Source organism: Sporolactobacillus shoreicorticis (genome assembly GCF_024125445.1).
GTDB classification, from domain to species: domain Bacteria; phylum Bacillota; class Bacilli; order Bacillales; family Sporolactobacillaceae; genus Sporolactobacillus; species Sporolactobacillus shoreicorticis.
The window spans coordinates 116748-134563 of the sequence record NZ_JAMXWM010000009.1; the positions used below are offsets into that span (position 1 = coordinate 116748).

General features: G+C 41.3%; 14 protein-coding genes and 2 pseudogenes. 3 read left to right on the forward strand and 13 right to left on the reverse strand.

The window, feature by feature from the left end; genetic code table 11:
* Positions 1-32: 32 nt before the first annotated feature.
* Both NIE88_RS09650 and NIE88_RS09655 read right to left on the reverse strand, forming a co-directional pair.
* Positions 33-1529, reverse strand: coding sequence for a LysM peptidoglycan-binding domain-containing protein (locus NIE88_RS09650; protein WP_253061599.1), 1497 nt, complete (start codon positions 1527-1529; stop codon positions 33-35).
* Positions 1530-1998: 469 nt separating this feature from the next.
* Positions 1999-2388: an ArpU family phage packaging/lysis transcriptional regulator gene (locus NIE88_RS09655; protein ID WP_253061601.1), complete on the reverse strand. Its 390-nt coding sequence runs from the start codon at positions 2386-2388 to the stop codon at positions 1999-2001.
* 1236 nt (positions 2389-3624) lie between these two features.
* On the opposite strand from NIE88_RS09655, the gene NIE88_RS22780 reads away from it, so the two are divergent.
* Positions 3625-3888, forward strand: a complete 264-nt coding sequence (locus NIE88_RS22780) for a phage holin family protein (RefSeq protein WP_373689424.1) — start codon at positions 3625-3627, stop codon at positions 3886-3888.
* Here NIE88_RS22780 and NIE88_RS22980 read toward each other — a convergent pair.
* From NIE88_RS22980 to NIE88_RS09670, 4 genes and pseudogenes are all read right to left on the reverse strand, one after another.
* Positions 3842-4161: pseudogene (locus NIE88_RS22980) on the reverse strand (DDE-type integrase/transposase/recombinase); the annotation flags it as partial. The gene NIE88_RS22780 and the pseudogene NIE88_RS22980 overlap by 47 nt on opposite strands.
* An 821-nt stretch (positions 4162-4982) precedes the next feature.
* Entirely contained in the window at positions 4983-6287 is a 1305-nt protein-coding gene (locus NIE88_RS09660; protein WP_253061603.1) for a phage tail tip lysozyme, read from the reverse strand.
* Positions 6288-6482: 195 nt separating this feature from the next.
* The gene (locus NIE88_RS09665; protein WP_253061605.1) at positions 6483-6899 is read right to left on the reverse strand and encodes a phage holin family protein; all 417 of its coding nucleotides are present in this window, start codon (positions 6897-6899) and stop codon (positions 6483-6485) included.
* Between the two features lie 453 nt (positions 6900-7352).
* Positions 7353-7742: pseudogene (locus tag NIE88_RS09670) on the reverse strand (ArpU family phage packaging/lysis transcriptional regulator); the annotation flags it as partial.
* Positions 7743-8650: 908 nt separating this feature from the next.
* Here NIE88_RS09670 and NIE88_RS09675 point away from each other — a divergent pair.
* Positions 8651-9211, forward strand: coding sequence for a hypothetical protein (locus NIE88_RS09675; protein ID WP_253061609.1), 561 nt, complete (start codon positions 8651-8653; stop codon positions 9209-9211).
* A gap of 778 nt (positions 9212-9989) precedes the next feature.
* A complete protein-coding gene (locus NIE88_RS09680; protein WP_253061611.1) occupies positions 9990-10415 on the forward strand; it encodes a hypothetical protein in 426 nt (141 codons plus the stop codon).
* A gap of 39 nt (positions 10416-10454) precedes the next feature.
* Here the strand turns inward: NIE88_RS09680 and NIE88_RS09685 are convergent, their stop codons facing one another.
* The 7 genes from NIE88_RS09685 to NIE88_RS09710 all read right to left on the reverse strand — a co-directional run.
* Positions 10455-11099: a hypothetical protein gene (locus NIE88_RS09685; RefSeq protein ID WP_253061613.1), complete on the reverse strand. Its 645-nt coding sequence runs from the start codon at positions 11097-11099 to the stop codon at positions 10455-10457.
* A gap of 377 nt (positions 11100-11476) precedes the next feature.
* Positions 11477-11533: a hypothetical protein gene (locus NIE88_RS22785; RefSeq protein ID WP_373689425.1), complete on the reverse strand. Its 57-nt coding sequence runs from the start codon at positions 11531-11533 to the stop codon at positions 11477-11479.
* Positions 11534-11558: 25 nt separating this feature from the next.
* The gene (locus NIE88_RS09690) at positions 11559-11858 is read right to left on the reverse strand and encodes a hypothetical protein (protein ID WP_253061615.1); all 300 of its coding nucleotides are present in this window, start codon (positions 11856-11858) and stop codon (positions 11559-11561) included.
* A gap of 389 nt (positions 11859-12247) precedes the next feature.
* The gene (locus tag NIE88_RS09695; protein ID WP_253061617.1) at positions 12248-13147 is read right to left on the reverse strand and encodes a conjugal transfer protein; all 900 of its coding nucleotides are present in this window, start codon (positions 13145-13147) and stop codon (positions 12248-12250) included.
* Between the two features lie 17 nt (positions 13148-13164).
* Positions 13165-14172: a bifunctional lytic transglycosylase/C40 family peptidase gene (locus tag NIE88_RS09700; protein ID WP_253061619.1), complete on the reverse strand. Its 1008-nt coding sequence runs from the start codon at positions 14170-14172 to the stop codon at positions 13165-13167.
* Positions 14169-16457 (reverse strand): CD3337/EF1877 family mobilome membrane protein, encoded by a 2289-nt coding sequence (locus NIE88_RS09705; RefSeq protein WP_253061621.1) that lies wholly within the window; start codon positions 16455-16457, stop codon positions 14169-14171. Before NIE88_RS09705 ends, NIE88_RS09700 begins: the two co-directional genes overlap by 4 nt.
* A partial coding sequence (locus NIE88_RS09710) for an ATP-binding protein (protein ID WP_253061623.1) occupies positions 16458-17816 on the reverse strand: 1359 nt, incomplete at its 5' end.

The window sequence follows — 17816 nt, forward strand, 5'->3', positions numbered from 1 at the left end:
ACAACTCCTCCTGAATGTTAATCTTCAGATAATTAGAATACCTGAACGCATCTATTGTAGTACATCCTACGATCTTCTAATCCATTGTAACCACCATTAACTCTTTTTGTTACAGCTTCAACAGATGGGTTGGTATCACATAAAGCATTCATATTATTTGAATGCCACCAGAATCCCGCACTTGTCCATGGATATTTATCAGCAACATAATCACAACCTTGATTTATAATCTCGGGGTCACCAATTGAATTGGCAAATTTCGTATAGTTGCTTCGTCCTGTTAATTGAATATAACCTGCTCCTTTGAACTTTGGTCCGTCTCCAGGTTGAGTATTGCCTAGGTCTGTGCGTCCCTCATACGCCTCTCCTGATGCCAATTCTTTGGTCCATTTACCGGCTCCTGATTCATGGCTACATTGGCTAATAAAATGACAAAGTCTAGATTTAGTCGTAATGCTATATCTTTCTAAACAACTATTTAGGTCATCTAGGATTGCTTTTGAGAGATTTGAACTTGACCAGCCGATCTTATTTAACTGGCTTTCGGTTACACGAGTTACAGAAGAGCCACCGTCTCCATTACCTGAATCGGAACCATCGCCTCCGCTGCTTCCGTTATCATAGACTTTCAAAACCTGACCGATTTGGATCTTATTCGGATCACTTATGTTGTTCAACGCAGTAATTTCGGAGAGTGTCATTCCAAACTTCTGCGCGATACTGCTCAAGTTGTCGCCTGATTTCACCGTATACGTGGTAGTTTTGTGACTTGAGCCATCACTGCCCCCACTGCCCCCACTGCTTCCGTTATCATAAACCTTCAAAACCTGACCAATTTGGATCTTATTCGGATCACTTATGTTGTTCAACGCAGTAATTTCGGAGAGTGTCATTCCAAACTTCTGCGCAATACTGCTCAAGTTGTCGCCTGATTTCACCGTATACGTGGTAGTTTTGTGACTTGAGCCATCACTGCCCCCACTGCTTCCGTTATCATAAACCTTCAAAACCTGACCAATTTGGATCTTATTCGGATCACTTATGTTGTTCAGCGCAGTAATTTCGGAGAGTGTCATTCCAAACTTCTGCGCGATACTGCTCAAGTTGTCGCCTGATTTCACCGTATACGTGGTAGTTTTGTGACTTGAGCCATCACTGCCCCCACTGCTTTCGTTATCATAAACTTTCAAAACCTGACCAATTTGGATCTTATTCGGATCACTTATGTTGTTCAGCGCAGTAATTTCGGAGAGCGTCATTCCAAACTTCTGCGCGATACTGCTCAAGTTGTCGCCCGACTTAACAGTATACGTGGTAGTTTTGTGACTTGAGCCATCACTGCCCCCACTGCTTCCGTTATCATAAACTTTCAAAACCTGACCAATTTGGATCTTATTCGGATCACTTATGTTGTTCAGTGCAGTAATTTCGGAGAGCGTCATTCCAAACTTCTGCGCGATACTGCTCAAGTTGTCGCCCGACTTAACAGTATACGTGGTAGTTTTTTCAGCATTTGTTGTCGTAGTCATATTTTTTCTCCTTCTTAATGTCATTTAGTTAACAGAATATAAGCAATTTAAACTGATACAATAATAATTTTATTTAAGATTATGAAATTATTTTTTATACTCCTCCTTTCAGGGCCCATAAACAAGACTACGCCCTTTTAATTCGTTCACTCTGCCATACTTCTGTCAGACATATGTCACCTAGTTTGGTCGTCTTTGATTGGTTGTCTTACAAACCTTTTTTTTCGTTTATTTAACCGCCAATTCCTTATTTCTCTGCCGATCCCTTCAGGGACTGTTTAAGCAATTCTGACCATTAACAGAACGCTTTTGAGATCCAAGGTAAAAGCCCTGCCCTCCCTGCGGTCGCCCTTGATCCATCCATGTTTCAACAACAGTACCACCCTTATTAAGTTAAAATTAGACAATTTAACGTCATTAAAGCTATACCCTTCAGGATAATGGTTCATTAGCAATGAAAAAGGTTGTCTTAGATATGGACATTGATTCCTAAAAAATGAAGAGCAATAGCTAGTTTTGTTAAGCCTTGTTTCTTTTTCCGATAATAAGTACGTTCTGAAATAGACAATATATTCTGAATTTCAAAATCCATTAATTCAGATTTCGCTAAGTACTTATAGAAAATAATCTTTTGTTCATCGTTTTCCAAAGCAACAAGCGCTTCATAAATGTTTAGTAATTGTTTCACCTCTTCGGATCCAATCATATGGAAATTTTTTTTATTTATCATAATTTGATCTACCTCCAGATAAAAGGGTGATTGGATCATTTTTACAAAAATCAAACGACATTTTAATAGATAATTTTTCAAATTTGAAACAGCCTGAATAGCATTTCTTAAGTCATTTAGTTTTTTCATCCTATACACCTGATTTACGATTTAGATTTTTGAGGATGTTTTTTAGTAGATCGTTAGTTGGACCGCAGTAGGAGAAAGAGCTTATTTTTATCCTAATTGTCTTTTAAATCTTAAGCCTGTCAAAATCATGCCTAAATACTGCCATAAAAGGCCTATTTACTTTGTTTAGGAACATATTTCTCGATAACAGGGAACAAGCATCCAACTGTCATTGCACGTAATGAATTAAAAGACACATACTATAAGTATGAAAGGTCAAGATATGACTAAAGAATGTCATTCTTTCATTACGTTTATTAAAAGATAGGGGAACAAGCGTTTATTTTACATGAATCACTTGCAGGAAAAACATTGAAGATCCAGTACTGGCGATAATCTGCCCCAGCTGAGTATGTAAGTTGCGTTCCATTTAACTACACATTAAATCTTTGGAAATGGAAAAATAATGCTGTATCTCGCGCTCTCTGTACGAACGAAAAATGAGTATCCGAGCAATGATTTAATTAAAAATAATGCGGGCTTCCTATATTCATATATAAAGTCACAGTCTATGGGCATTGTAAAATTGGAAATTCGTTCCATTATCCCATCCAGTTACTAGCCCGCACTGACGAGTCACGATCTGCACAGTGTAAGGTTTGAAAGATTCCGTCGATAACACATTTCGTGATCAAGAAACTATAGCATAGTTATGCGGTTATACAATGGTGAAGAACGTTAACTTGTCCGTTTTTCTGCACCTCTCTTTTCCCGCAATATATTTATTGATTTGATTAATGCTACATGCTAACCGCTGCTTTAAAAACGTATCATGAACGATGAAAAAGAGACTTTCTTGATAGGTCGTTAGTTTGATGATGTTATACACCTAGAACTATCTATGATCTATTCAATTGCCTTTCAGTCTATGGATAATGAGCCTAACAAGTCCCCGGAAAGGAAGAAAAAAGTCATCAGGCAGGATTATTGTACTTTCTGATTTTTGGCACATTATTACTTATCCGTCTACTAGTCTTCGTTCGTATTTGAAAACCTCACTATTTCCTATCTACTCATGAAATACCTATGGCCGCTATACACTATGACATAAATTAGACAGTCTATTCTCAGACTGTTCGTTCACACTGTTTATGGCAATAGAGAGAATGCGCTCAAAAGAAGTGGGAGAAAGGAATAATTAAATGAATATTCAAGGTTTGAGCAGCTACGGCTTTTGGGGTTTATTAATATTAATTGTTGCTGGATATAATAGCAGGCCCTCTAGAGGCACTCAGACAGAGATCTCTTAAATCCGATATCATTCGAAGTGAACTACTTAAAAAAGTTGGTATTTTTGATGAACTGGTAAACATGGGCTTGCCAGTTCTTCAGACAATGATGATTATCATGACCATTTGCGATGAGATTTTATCAATTATAGAAAGTCTAAACACCTTGGGATGCCCTTTCCTAAAAAATCAGTATGTATGTTATGATGCCAACGTCTGTGATCATCAATAATTACAATGAGATAGGCTTTTTTGCGCCGTTCCAGATACTTAGGATTCGGTAAATAGAGCGTATGCTGTGTATCTGCTTGCCAGCAGTCGTTCGGCGCCCCATGTGCAAAAGCATGGAATTTCTTTCTTTCGTCACGGAAAAGGTCTCGCCGATCCAGCCTATTCCTGAAAATAACGGGATAATGTTCGCGGCTTTAACACGCCTGCGCGAACTATTCCTCTCTACTTCCAGAAGACGTATAATTTGTTCCGCACTTCGACTTAAGAGTTTTTGCGTAACTTGGGATCAAACCAGCAACGGACTTCGATTTTTTCTGTGGCACACCAAATCTAAAACGAAGTAGCCCGCTCCAATGATTGGAGTTTGACCCACTGCAGGGTCATCTTTTGAGTGGCCGTTTCCTCACAAGATAAACGCCGGAACTTCTTCTGCTAATAACGAGATTGTTTGAGTGAAATGTTCGAATTTAGACACCATTGGACACCGAATAATCCGCTGTTATCAAAATCAATTAGACATCTTTCCAGAGCTGATCACGTTCGCTCATTGTCATAGTCAATTCCCTATGTCTCTTTGATAGATTGATTATGGCAGAAAGAATGAACGACAAACAGGAGCGTTTTGTTTGACGTTTACCTATGAAATGACTAGCATCACTGACGCGCTGATTCAATTTGTGTTGAATGATTGGTTCTCCCGCTTTCCATAAGGGATGATCCCTTCCTACTTCATAAAGCTCATAAAATTACAGCTACTTAAATGTCAACAACTTTAAGCATATCCACATCTTTTTAAGTGCCTCCACCACGTCTTCCAGTCCGTAAAAATGAATGCTAATGAATTACACTGCCTGATGAACCTTGAGTCCCTTTGTTATCAACTCAACGATCAGCTGAGTTCTGTTCCGTTGAGATCCTTTCATAAGCTGATTAAAATCATCCATCTATTTTGCTGACACTCGACGGTTGCCTCAACCTGGCGAACTATAAAAAAGTCTTTACCCAATGAAGGATAAAGGCTTTAAATTTAGTTCGCGAACTATTTTGATCTTCTTCTATCTTTGGAATGACCTTTTAATTTTTAGTGTTTCTGTGTCAAACAACTAATACCTGACCAGCATATATTTTATTCGAGTTAGCGATATTATTCCAAGACTGGAGTTGCGAAATGGTGACGTCAAATTTGGCGGCAATACCGCTCAATGTATCCCCCGATTTAACCGTATAGGTCTGCGAACCACCACCACCAGCCCCTGAAGTGTAGATGGAAAGTACTTCTCCCACATAGATCTTATTGGCATCAGCAATTCCATTCCATGATTGAAGTTGTGAGACCGATACGCCAAACTTTGCAGCAATTCCGCTGAGTGTGTCGCCGGATTGAATAGTATATGAAACTTTGCTGCCTCCACCGCCTTTTGAGCTGTAAATCGCCAAAGTTTCTCCAACGTAAATTTTATTAGGGTCAGAAATATTGTTCCATTGTTGTAGATTACTTACGCTTACTCCAAACCGGTTTGCAATGGCACTTAAAGTATCTCCTGATTTTACGGTGTACACCATTGTACCCGTTCCCCCACCGTTTTTGTAAACAATAATTTTTTGACCAACATATATTTTGTTTGGATCAGAAATATTGTTCCACGATTGTAACTGTGAAACCGTGACATTAAACTTTTGTGCAATGGCGCTCAGTGTATCACCAGATTTAATGACATAGGTATCTGAGGTTTCAGAGTTGTCACTTTCGCCTGCTTTGACCTTTAATACTTGTCCAACATATATTTTATTTGGATCAGAGATATCGTTCCATGACTGTAACTGTGAAACCGTAACACCAAACTTTAGGGCAATTGCACTTAGTGTATCACCGGATTGAACGGTATAGGTATTGGTATCCGTGGGTTCGCTTGGTTTAGGTTCTGTTGGTGCTGAAGGTTTCCCACCTTTTGCCAATTGATCATACCAGTATTGCGCCTGATCTCCTCGCTGTGGTTGATCGGGGTTTCTAGGTCGCTCGTAATTTGCTAAGAATACCAAGCCTAAAGTTTCAGCGGAAGCCGTGCTCTTGATGAACTGTTTTGCAGTCATCGAGTAAGAATATGAAGGATAAAACTGAATACCATTTTCCATTTCATATGCAATACGTGCACATTGCGAACTGATTTTTTTATAGTCCAATCCTCTTGCGTTGCACCAGCTAATGAGTTTACTAGCAGGTGTCCATTGAACCAATCCATAACCAGGACCGACGCCGCCCTCCCAAATATCAACATGAAGCGCCGATTCAGATTGTATGTTACCGAGCATGCCGCACACCGCCTGTGGCGTCCAGCCTTTGTTAACAAAATAGGAATAGATATACTTTGCATTAGCAATTTGTTCACTAGTAAAGGCCATGTTTCCCGTCTTCCTTTCTAAGATTATTAATTATTTTTCAGTGGCTACATCGGTCAAATGTTTTTCGCTACCTTTCTTATTTCTTTTTGCTCTGTCGTCGTTTTTCTTTCATCAATACTTCCCTCCTTTCGACCTCATTAACAAGATTACATTCTTTTGACCTACCTACCCTGCCATATTTCTGCTAGAAAACTGTCATTTTTCTTTTTGCTGAATACCCGATTTTATTCTTTCCTTTTTTGTTTTATCAGTTGCAGACTGGGGAGTCGCCGTCTCGTTTAGCTTATCTTTCAAGTCATCCAATCGATTCATAATGCCTTTTGGAAAAGGAACGCCAAGAAAACTTAAATTTTCAATAATGGATAGACTTTCATTACAAATCGCCATGATCATCATCATTGTCTGGAAAACAGATGAGCCATTGTTCACCAATAAATCAAGTACATAAGACAAAATCAATGCTAGCAAAGTGCCCGATTTTTTGAGTAGTCCATCTCGAATGGCGTCTGATTTCAGCGATTTTTGCTTAATTGCCTTCAACAATCCAGCTGTCACATCTATAGCCATAAGCAGAACTAAAAAGCCATAAGCAGATAATCCTTGCACAATCATTTTAACTTCCTCCTTTTTAGATTTATCTCATAGTGTAATAGCCTTGGCCATTCTTGGCCTGCTAATTAATTGTCATAATCCTGTCAATAGATCACTCGACGTATCATTGGTTTTTATTAAATAAATTGAGCTTATTAATGGGGCTCCGATATCTTTATCCAATCGCAATTTTGACTCAATGTAATTTCTCGATTTTACCGAAGGGTACTTACTGAATGTGAGAGTACCAACTACTCGAGGCCTACCCGGGGAAATCAACTCTAAATCAAGAAGAATTTCATACAGCAATTTGTTACATTTACCATATCAATCATTATCGAGTGAAATTTTATATCGCGTTTTTGTAAGGGTGATCTGTATTACATTTTGACTTAAATCAGAAGATGACGTGATCTCTTTTAATTGGGAAAAAAATAACCCAGGCTGTAGATTATGTTTGAGATGATTGAGACATTAGGAGGGAGGATATAACTTTTTGGGATTTAGTATTTTTCCGCAATCATAGGCCTCGGCAAAATGAATAAGTGCCCTATTGAGATTACGGTAGAATGTACTCTCACTTATCGAGTAACTAAGGTAGAGGGCAATATCACTTTTTTTCTCCACACAAATATATTTGTCATAAATAAGTTTTCGCTCCATTTTACTAAGCTTGTTCAGAGATATTTGGATTTTAATCAATTCTTTTTCTACTTCGGAATAATGATCAAGCGAATTATTTTCCTTATATGGATGTGAAGGACCATATTCAAAAGTATAGTCACTTGTTAGAGAAAGAACCTGTTTCTCGTTAGCCATTCTCATTAACATCCGATAACGTCTTAAAATTTTTTTTGCTTTTTTTTTGCTTTTTTTCGATCCAGTTTTTGATTAAACAATTCAGTTACCCCCTTTAAAAAACATACTGAGAGAAAAACAAAGTAACTCTATCCTATTTTTGAAAATTTACAAACCAGAAAAATGAAATTAACAGAGACAAACACGACATGGTGGGTAATGAGAAAAATAGAAGCACAGCCTGGTTTAATGAGGAATGGTTTTTTTTACCTTCCCTATCAATATTAGATTATCTATAATTAGCTTCACATACCTATCAAAAATCTATTACTTTTCTGTCATTTATCTTTCATAATAAAGTAACTCTAATGGATATTACTTCCATTTATTTCAGCAATGGTAACGACGTTCTAATTATCTGCCCTTAATATGTAAAAGTAGGCTATTAGTCAACATTAAGTTTAAATTCTGTTTTCATTAACATTACGCTTTTGAATATTTCCTTTTCTTATTGGGGAATTGAAATAACTCATACGAAAACGAGGACTTGACATGTGCGCACAAAACTTTACACTTAGAAAATGAAGGGAAGTGAATCATCGAATCAAGCCGTATCCAATAATCTTCATCCTTCAGCAGCCCCAATGAATTCAGACATACGCCATCAATTTTAGATTTGAATTAACCTTACCAAGCTTCTTGAGTAGTCTTGATTTAAGCATAGAAAAAGAAATTTCATTGGGTCGGCACGACTCGATTCATACCATTTATAACCAAATTCATCGATCTTGCTACGTTAGTGCTTCTAGTTAAATATTCTATGTCCTAATAAATTTAAAAGGCTAGACCCTTTCGCAGTTCCGCCAAAAAAATCACGGTCATTGTTCCGCAACTTCATCTATTGAATAACATCGTAGAGTTAAAAGTGTCTAAATGGATTCAAATAAAGTAGTTCTTTTTGGGGGTAAGTTTAAATGAAAAAAATTCTGGTGATAGCGGCCGCAGCATTAATCATAATTGGGGGCTTGTTTGTTTTTCTAAAATATAATTCAAATAGTGTTTCAGATAGCAAACAAGCGGCGAGCAGTTCCTCCGTCGAAGCTTCTTCTGCTGGCAACGAAACTACTCACTCAAGCGATTCAGCAAAATCGTCAAGTACTGCACCTTCTTCAAACCGTGCAACAACGAAGGATTCAGATTCGACTTCAAGCAATACTTCAGGAACAGCAAATTCCAATACTTCATCATCAACTTCAAATGTAAGTCAGTCCAATCAATCGACATCAAACAATACATCAGAGGAGGCGGGGTCAACCGCGATAAGTCAAACAACAGGTGCAAATCAAGCTGCCAATAGACCAAAAGGGGCATGGGTTAAAAAGTTTGAAAAGGATCTATATAAAGGTTATCACGCAACACCCAGTCATTATAAATATGTCGGACATGGGCTTTGGGAGGTCTGGGTAAAAGAATACAATACGGGTGAGCAACCTTATGTAACGGTCAATCAGTATACCGGTAATTTTCATGGATAATGACTTGCAAATAGGCACTTTAAGTAATTTGATGATGTTTTGAGGCTTTCATTTCTTACTAAATGAATTTTTTCAACTAAGTGGGTAATGATAGAAATGTATAAACGGTCTAGTGGCAAGATTGTAGGTTTGATTATGGGTCACTATGAAATACAAGGTCTAAATTGATGTACTGCCCAATGGCAGTTTTTTTGTGGTTGGTACTGGAGGTTGCTTTTTGCGTTGATAATAATCAGTGAAGTGATTGGGATGATAACGAGCAGCAGAGGCAGTAGCCTTGATGAACCGATACAGAATCTTCTGAGCAGAGCATCACCCCTGTTTACTGGTGTTTTCAACAGCTATATAAGGAGCGGGAAGCCCATCCGGCTCCATGTTTGAATCCGTTTCAGCATGTCCGATATGTTTCAACGTGGATTTGAAGATCTGTTCGGCCACTTCGTTGAGAGAATGCTTGTTGATTCTCTGCGGATGGAGTCATTGGTGATCTTGAAGTTACTGAATAGCTGATGATCCAATCTTTATTGCTTCTGAGGTTTGTGAACTGTTAAGTCCGATCACTGTTTTTTGTTTTCAATGCTCATCCTTTCTTTCCATGACTGGAGCCCAATATACTAACATAGAAAGAGACTTGACCGAGTATTTTCTGAAGCGATATCACAATGGCTTAGTTACCGTTATAATTTTTGTATTGCAGTGTTCTAATGTTATGCTAAGTTTAATATAAATGCTGTAGTGTACAATTTACAATTACGCTTTTTCAAAGAAGGTTTTTTATATGGCTTCCGTTTATAAAGCAATTAAGAATTTTTTTTCATTCCAAGAAGATCTTGATCCTACTGATCCATATGCAAAAATGCCGCCAGTCTCTTTTTTTCTATTTACTGTTTTTGAAGCAGACTTAATTAATCCTTTTTCTTTAATAGGGAAAGGTGCCATTTTATTTGATTTTATTTTGCCTTTTGCTTTTCTTATCTTATCTTATCTTCATTTATGTTTAATTAATCGGAATAAATATAAGGTTCTTCTTGGTTTACATTGCTTATATAGATTGCAGGTAATGGCTATTCCTTTTAGCCTAGTTATTTTTATTTTTTTCAGTCATAAAAATGTTATTAATATGCTATATGAACTATTTTTTGTTTTAATAATGAGTATAATAGCTTTTCATGCCAAATTTGAATATAAAAAGAGAAAAAAATAGAGACTGCTCCTTTTATGAACAGCCTCATACATTTCGGACTTATTTTTTAATTCTTTTGCAAATTCCATGTGACCAGGCATAATTACACGCCAAATTGCAAGCCCCCATTCCCAAAGGTCCTGTTTCAAAGAAAACCATGCAAAACCCACCACACGAACCCTTTCCAGCAAGCCAGCATACTCCTCTTTTAATCCAATATTTTGTATTTTTGCTTATTAATGTTTGAAACTTGCCCTCACTTGCAGTATTTGCGTCTAGCTCTTTTTTTAATTCGCTTTGATAATTATCTACTTCTTCTTTTGTATAGCTTTCTGACTTTTTTAAGTCGCCATTACCATCATATATTTTTGAGGAAACATCTCCGTTCTTGTCTGAATAATTTTCTCCAAATGAGATCAGTTCGTTTGTTTTTTTATCCCAAGTGGCAAATACAATTACATCGCTGTCTATTAAGGGCATTTGAATGTACACGATACCATCAGGAAAATATGAGAGATCTGCCGGATAGCTTCCACCGATAGCATTTTGATTTGCTGCATTTGTAATAGATAGCGTGTCTTGAATAATGTTATTTTGTTTAAATGCTTGAGCGTATTTTTCCAGATCATTTTTATCAAATGGCGTGTACGATTCAATTTCACCTTCCAAATATTTCATTAGTTGATCATATTTTGATTCACTCATATCAAAATCTCCTTTGAATTTTGTTTTTGCGCATTCAACCACATCCGAGTTGTTTCTTAATTTGCTTCATTTGTCTTGCTGTACCGCAGGCTAGATTGCGAAAAATAGTTTCATTACTATGTTGGCAACAAAGTACACATTGGGAATATAGAGACAAGCATCGGCAAGCTTCTGCATAACACTGAAATAATAAGGTTCTGTCATCTTCATCTGTTATTATGGGATACATCATTGTTTCTCCTTCCTCAAATGTTCTCCTCCTTCCTGGGCCCACTTATAAGACTATGCGCTTTCAAGCTGGACGATCTACCAGATTCCCGCCAAAATTCTGTCATCATTCTTTCTTAGCCCTGATCTTGCCTCATCGATTTTTCCTTTCATGTATTTAACCGATTGGTGATCATCTCAGGAAACGGCACACTCAGGTGATTCAAATTTTCAATGATTGACAGACTTTCATCACAAAATAACCATGATAATCATAAGCGTTTGAAAAATAGCCGTTCCATGGGTCACTAATAAACCCAGGAAATAAGCTAAGATCAGCGCCAGAAAGTGCCAGATTTCTTGAGTAGCCCGTTTCAGATCGCCTCGAATTGTAAGGTTTTCTGCTTGATTTCTTTGAGTATGCCAACAATCACATCCACCGTCATCAGCAAGACTAACAAGCCCTAAGCACTGATTCCCTAGACCGCCAATTGACTCCCCCCTCTCGCCTAAAATAACCTGGCTAAGATACGCTCTATCAATCCCTTGCAAAAATATTGCCACGAAATAAAGGACGAGATCATCAGAGGCGCAATGCGTTGAGTTGCAAAAAATGCAGTTCGATGGATAATTTTGTAAAAGTTCGTTTCTTTTTTCGATAATAGATGCGTTCAGAAAGGTTTAAAAGATTTTGGATCTCGAAATCCATTCCCTGTTTTCTTGAGGTATTTGTAGAAAGTATAGAAAATGTATCTCAAACCCTCCCATGCAAAGTTTTACGTTACTAGAGGAAAATAGATAACAATTAAAACTTGAAACATCAAAAACGGCTTTTAAACTTTGCTGTATCTGGTGTAAAGAAAGTGTATTTGGGATCTGAGAATACCCCCATATTGAGATTTCATGCCAGCAATTTAGTCGCATAACTGTGACTAAATGGTTCATTTAACAATCATCCAATTTCTATTTTTTTCTAAAGTCAAATTAAACTGTGACACCTGTATCGCTTTTGTCTGTTGATCAAGATATTTTACCGATACAGACACTTGAATTTGTTTGCCTTTTTTCTGATACACGGGATTAATCAGCTCTGAAAAGACATACTTTTTGCCAACGGGTTTCAGCGCGTTTTCCTTTACATAGTAGGCTAATTCACTTTCATTTGCCGTGGGGTAGAGCTTAAAAAAGGTCTTTAAAAATGCGGTCACTTCCCCAGTCGTCGCTTCTTCATCCACGTTACTGTCACTGTCTGCCGCCTTAGGCTCATAAGCTGACTTTGCAGGAAGCCCGCAAATGGTGGGATTTTGGATGATCACTAGATTTCCGGCTTGATCAACATAGACGGTCACTTCATAGGAAGCCTCCACCGTCTTTCGTTTTTTACTTTCTGTGATCCATTGATTAACGGAAAAAATAACGGTATACTCGTGATCATCGATTCGCCTTACCTTCCAAATGTCCACGCTGCGAACTGAAGAAGAGGTGGGAATATCCGGACGAATAGTGTCGTCATTTAAATCCTGTAACGCTTTCGTCAAATAGCCTTGAAGCGCCTCTGCCCGCTCGTCGATAGCTTTCTGGTTATTCTCCCAGGAATAATAGACTTGGGCAAAGTTTTTCACAAAATTTTCAATGGCGTTCGTATCGACCACCTGTTCTTTAATCACCCGGGTTTCATGAACCGTGTGCCGATTGATGCCGGTAAAGTTTTTATAGATCCCAAAAGCCACACTGCTGATGAGCAAAATCCAAAGGAAAATCACCCATTTCCGATGGGGACCGACTTTCATTACCTGAATCTTTTGCGGCTGAGATAGTTTTGCTTTTCTTCTGATTTTCATTGCTCAAAACTTCCTTTCTATTTGTTTTTAATTCGCCCGGCGCTGACGAGGTGTTTCTGCCAGTATGGGGTTGTGAGATCCGCATAGCCAATCGGATCACCCGCTTGGTACATCCGGTTATTCCCAACATAAATACCGACGTGTGTGATATAAGTGCCTGCGTTATAGGTATCATGAAAAAAAACCAGATCTCCTGGTTTGGCTTCTGAAAGAGGGAGATGTTCCGTGATGTCATATTGTTCTTGAGCTGTCCTAGGCAGGCGAATACCCGCTTTCCCAAAGCACCACTGCGTCAGTCCACTACAATCAAAGGACGTGTTGGGATTATCCCCACCAAACACATAGCGCCAGCCTTGATATTTCAAGGCCTCGTTCATGATCGCCCGAACGGCCTGATCATCGACATGAGCCACAGCCAGATATTGAGACACAAGAGCGACGTAGAACATATTGCCATACCGGTACCGCCAGCCACTGTTCCTTTTCATCGTGATGGCATTTTTATAGGAAACTTTTTCTCCACCAGATTTTTCTTCCGCAAAGGTTTCCGCCAATTCAAACGTGTATTTCTTGCCATGACTCGCTACGTAGTCGATGAAACTGCCTCCATAGTTGTAGGCTTGAATCACGGTATCAAGATCACAGCCTGTTTTCTTGGCCGCTTGCAGTAAAGTCGCAAAATATTTGCAGCCTTGCTTAATCGAGTCTTCCACAGTAAAGGCGCGTTGAGATTCTCCGGACGAGGCCATCGACTGCATCACATCTGTGCCCTGTCCGCCGCTTTCCACCTGCATGATCGCAAGCAAATCACGGACATAGCGCTCAATCTGATAGCTTTTCGCATACTTCTCTACCATCGGCTGGTTGGCCAGCACGTCCGGCGACAGATTTGCACCCGCGAGCTCTATTCCGTTGTCATTGCCATCTCCACTGTCGTCATCCGAAATAAAGATCGCGACGAAAATCAACAAGGAAAACAAGACAGCGAAGACTATGCCGAAGATCAGCCAAAGTTTTAGTTTCATGTCTGGCGTCCCCTTTCCCCGCGATTCATGCGCTGCCCAGCCGGTCGGCGCGTTTTTGCCGGATTTTTTCTGCTACCGGTGACGGATCTCTGGACTAGTGAAGCCTGCGATGAGTTAGTTTTAGGTACGGTTGGCTGTCGTTGTCGTGTTGAATTTGAAGAAATTAGTTCTGGCTCTTTCCGAGTTTTGACAGGAGATTTCTTGTTAAGGTCATACTTGATGAGATCTTGGCCCACTTTAGAATTTGGTTTATGAACAATTGGACGATTGAGCGCGAAAGGTTCCATTTGGCCCTTTTCCGTTTGATCATTGAATGAACGATTAGGGCTCATGGCCCTTCTGCCTGGCTTAGACATCGAATCAGGCGCTAAGGGTCTCGGCGATGACGAATGAGATCTTGCCATTTCCTTCTTTTGAAGCGGTTTCCGCTTTGATTGATCCGTTCTGAGCCGCCCATTCAGAGACGATTGGATCGTCTTTTGTTGACGTGCCCGATCCAGTTCCCGGCGTTGTGCAATCATCGGCTGCTGCTGAATGCGATGTGCTTCACGAGGCTGCTCTTTGCCCGCGACTTTCTGAACCCCACGACTTTGGGGGCCATCGGTCTTTTTGGTCATCGGGTCGTGTTCTTTATTTTTTTCTTCAGGCAGAGTATGGCGGAACTTAACGGGTAATGCCTTGGTCTGCGTGCTGCTTTGCTTGGAAGGGTTCGCTTTTCGACTTTTTGTTTCTTTGCCCGCACCGGCTGTTCGATCAGTCCGGCCTTCTAGCTGAGGTTGCTTGGATGAGGCGGCGGATTCACGTGTCGGGCGTTGAGTTCGCGTACCTTGCGCAGCTCCCGATTTCGAAGCTTCTTCGGTTCCTGCCCAAGCTCCAGCAGCTGCCCCGGTTGCCCCAGCGGTAAAGAAGCGGCCCATGCTCCGCTTCCATCGTCGCGCCTCGCGGCTGAAGGCGCGATAAGGGCGATGCAGGACTCGGCGGCCCATCTGCTGAGACTCGCTCGCCTGCAAGTGGAACTGGCCCATCAGATCGCCCAGTTTAGCGTAAATCCCGGCAAAGGTGACAATCTGCAGAAAGGCGATCAGGAAAAACGGAAACGTACCGGATAGGGCATAAAGCATGGTGGAAATGGAAAAGGCAATCGTGACAATCAGGGTAATGCCCGCTCGCGTCATGATGACATTAAAGAGCTTCATGATCGCTTGCTTGCCCATACCGTTAAAACCCGGAATCATCGACAGCAGAAAACTGATCGGCAGGAAAAGGGCATAGATAATGAACAGGATCTGCGAGAAGATCATGATCCCTGAAAGCAGGAACACGAAGATCGAGATCCCAATATTAAAGAGAAACAGGAAGAACACCATGCCCAGACGCGGGGTCGTCTTGGTCAGCGTCAGGTTCTTATTCCCTTCTTTTTCAATTTCCTCCTTGACGACCGTTTCCCGGTCTTGCCCATTGTTCGCATCCGGACTTTCCGACAGCAGCTTTTCCACCCGCTTCGTCCCGATTTTCGTCATATCCGAATTGCCATACTGCAAGAGCAGCCAAGGCTGCTGGACCTGGATGGCGAATAGGTTATCTCGGATGAGGGCGGCGCTGTCCTGACCTCGGCTTGCTGAATGGGGCATGACCATTTTCGTCCCCAGCGACAGACTAGCTTGGCTGACATCCGCTGAGAATCCATTGATTTTCGCAATATAGTCCGGGGCATAGGCGATAAAGGACGTGGACAACAAAAATACCACGAAAAAGTTCATCACGGCACGCATCGCTTTGGTGGTTTCGCGCTTGATCAGGCCCACATAGGTCACGTAGATGCCCAGAATCAAAACAAACATCAGCAGGAACCCGGGATAAAAACCGGCGCTTTGAAAACCGCTCGATGAAATCCCGGCCAGCGTCTGCATGTTCTTGCCAATCGCGCCCGAGGTTTTGGAAATAAAATCGAGGGAATAGGCTTCCTGCACGAGATACCCGGTCGCATTCGACAGGTAGAGGGAGAGCGTCCAGACGAAATTCGTGATCGCATAGAGCCCATACATGACCTGTTTGCCGATGCCATCCGTCCAATTCCATGGCAACCAGTCCCATGAATTGTCCACATAAAAATCGAGCTGGTAATGGTCCAGCGGATAGTGCGAGTAGGCATGTTGCGCACTGACCGTCTCATCGACCAGACCGGCCGCCTGAGCGGCGGTCCCGATCAGGACAAAGAAAAGCAGCGATCCAAGGGTGACCCAGAGAATCGCTACGACGTAATGACGTTTCTTTTTCTGATGCATTCAATTTTCCTCCTTTCGAACCGGCGGGCGCGTGTCAAAGGCATGGAGTAAGGCCTCAAAAACCGGATGGATCTGGATCACGCCGACTCGGCCATACAAATCGGAAATCAGGCACTGCCCATTTTCAAGATCACGTAAGCGTTTCTGGTTGTGCGCATCCTCCTTGTCTACGCCGAAGAATGCCAGTGTTTTCTTAATCTCATGGCTATCCGTTGAACGAAAGGCAAATTTTAAACCAATGTTGTTTTTCATCTTTTCGTCGAGCAGGTCATCGGCATTCTGCGTCACGAAATAAACCCCGGCATTCATCGCGCGTCCGGCACGCACCAGCTTGTTCGAGAGGGTCTTGCCTTGAGCGACTTGCAGGAAGCTCCACGCTTCATCTAAATCCACTATTTTAAACACGCTGCGATCCGAGTGAATGAAATCGAGGGCAAAGGTGCTGATGACCATTAAAATCGCCACACTTAACAACTCCACAGTGGTATAGTCCTTAAAGTCGGTTTCGGCATCGGGCAGCACCAGATCCGCCACTTGGATAATGTTGAGTGGCTTATCCAGACTGATCGACTGAAGGGTCGTGCCGTCGGAAAATAACAGCTGTCCGAGATTGCTGTCTTTAATGCTGTCGATATGATCGGCGATGCTACGCGCGACGGGAGTATTTTCCTTGTAGAGCGCGTCAATAACACGCAGAAGCCCGCGCTGATGACTTTGCGTGACCTTGCGGATTGCCTTACGCAAGGTCGGGAACTTCTCGCCATCTCGACTGGAAATCCCCGTGAGAAAGGTCAGGATATCGATGGCGAGGCTCTCCGCGTCCTTCGTCTGCTTCATAATCACGTAAGGGTCAAGCAAGCCTTTGTTCCGTTCCTCGCGGGTCAAGTTAATGATGTTAATTTCTTCGGTTAGTTCCGGCAGGGTCTCTCTCCACCCGCCGCGTTCAGACTTGGGATCGACGATCATCGCCTGTCCACCATAGAGAACCGCATAATAGACGAGCAGGTTATTCGAAAAGGATTTGCCGCCGCCTAGGGAACCGAGAAAGGCAGCCGCCAGCGCATTGGTGACGGATCCCTTCACGCCCTGCGCCGCCAGACTCGGCTTCAGGTACACGTTGCGCCCGGTATCCAGATTGTAGCCGATATAAATGCCTTCGGTTTCCCCAAGCATCTGCGCGGCGCCAAAGCCTAAACCGGCGAGAAAATCACTGGTCACGTACTGGAGGTAATCATTCCTATACCGCTTGCTGGCCGGGAGAAACTCGCCATGCAGCCCCAGCATGTCCCCAAAAGGCCGCACAAGTTTAATACTGAAATCGTCGTAGAAGTCTAGGACCTCGTTACAACGCCGCTTCAA

What these genes read in the sequence shown, in the direction of transcription:
- NIE88_RS09665 (WP_253061605.1), bottom strand. Translation starts at nt 6,899, where the DNA reads ATGATTGTGCAAGGATTATCTGCTTATGGCTTTTTAGTTCTGCTTATG.
- NIE88_RS09655 (WP_253061601.1), bottom strand. Translation starts at nt 2,388, where the DNA reads ATGAAAAAACTAAATGACTTAAGAAATGCTATTCAGGCTGTTTCAAAT.
- NIE88_RS09695 (WP_253061617.1), bottom strand. Translation starts at nt 13,147, where the DNA reads ATGAAAATCAGAAGAAAAGCAAAACTATCTCAGCCGCAAAAGATTCAG.
- NIE88_RS09680 (WP_253061611.1), top strand. Translation starts at nt 9,990, where the DNA reads ATGGCTTCCGTTTATAAAGCAATTAAGAATTTTTTTTCATTCCAAGAA.
- NIE88_RS09705 (WP_253061621.1), bottom strand. Translation starts at nt 16,457, where the DNA reads ATGCATCAGAAAAAGAAACGTCATTACGTCGTAGCGATTCTCTGGGTC.
- NIE88_RS09650 (WP_253061599.1), bottom strand. Translation starts at nt 1,529, where the DNA reads ATGACTACGACAACAAATGCTGAAAAAACTACCACGTATACTGTTAAG.
- NIE88_RS09700 (WP_253061619.1), bottom strand. Translation starts at nt 14,172, where the DNA reads ATGAAACTAAAACTTTGGCTGATCTTCGGCATAGTCTTCGCTGTCTTG.
- NIE88_RS09660 (WP_253061603.1), bottom strand. Translation starts at nt 6,287, where the DNA reads ATGGCCTTTACTAGTGAACAAATTGCTAATGCAAAGTATATCTATTCC.
- NIE88_RS09675 (WP_253061609.1), top strand. Translation starts at nt 8,651, where the DNA reads ATGAAAAAAATTCTGGTGATAGCGGCCGCAGCATTAATCATAATTGGG.
- NIE88_RS09685 (WP_253061613.1), bottom strand. Translation starts at nt 11,099, where the DNA reads ATGAGTGAATCAAAATATGATCAACTAATGAAATATTTGGAAGGTGAA.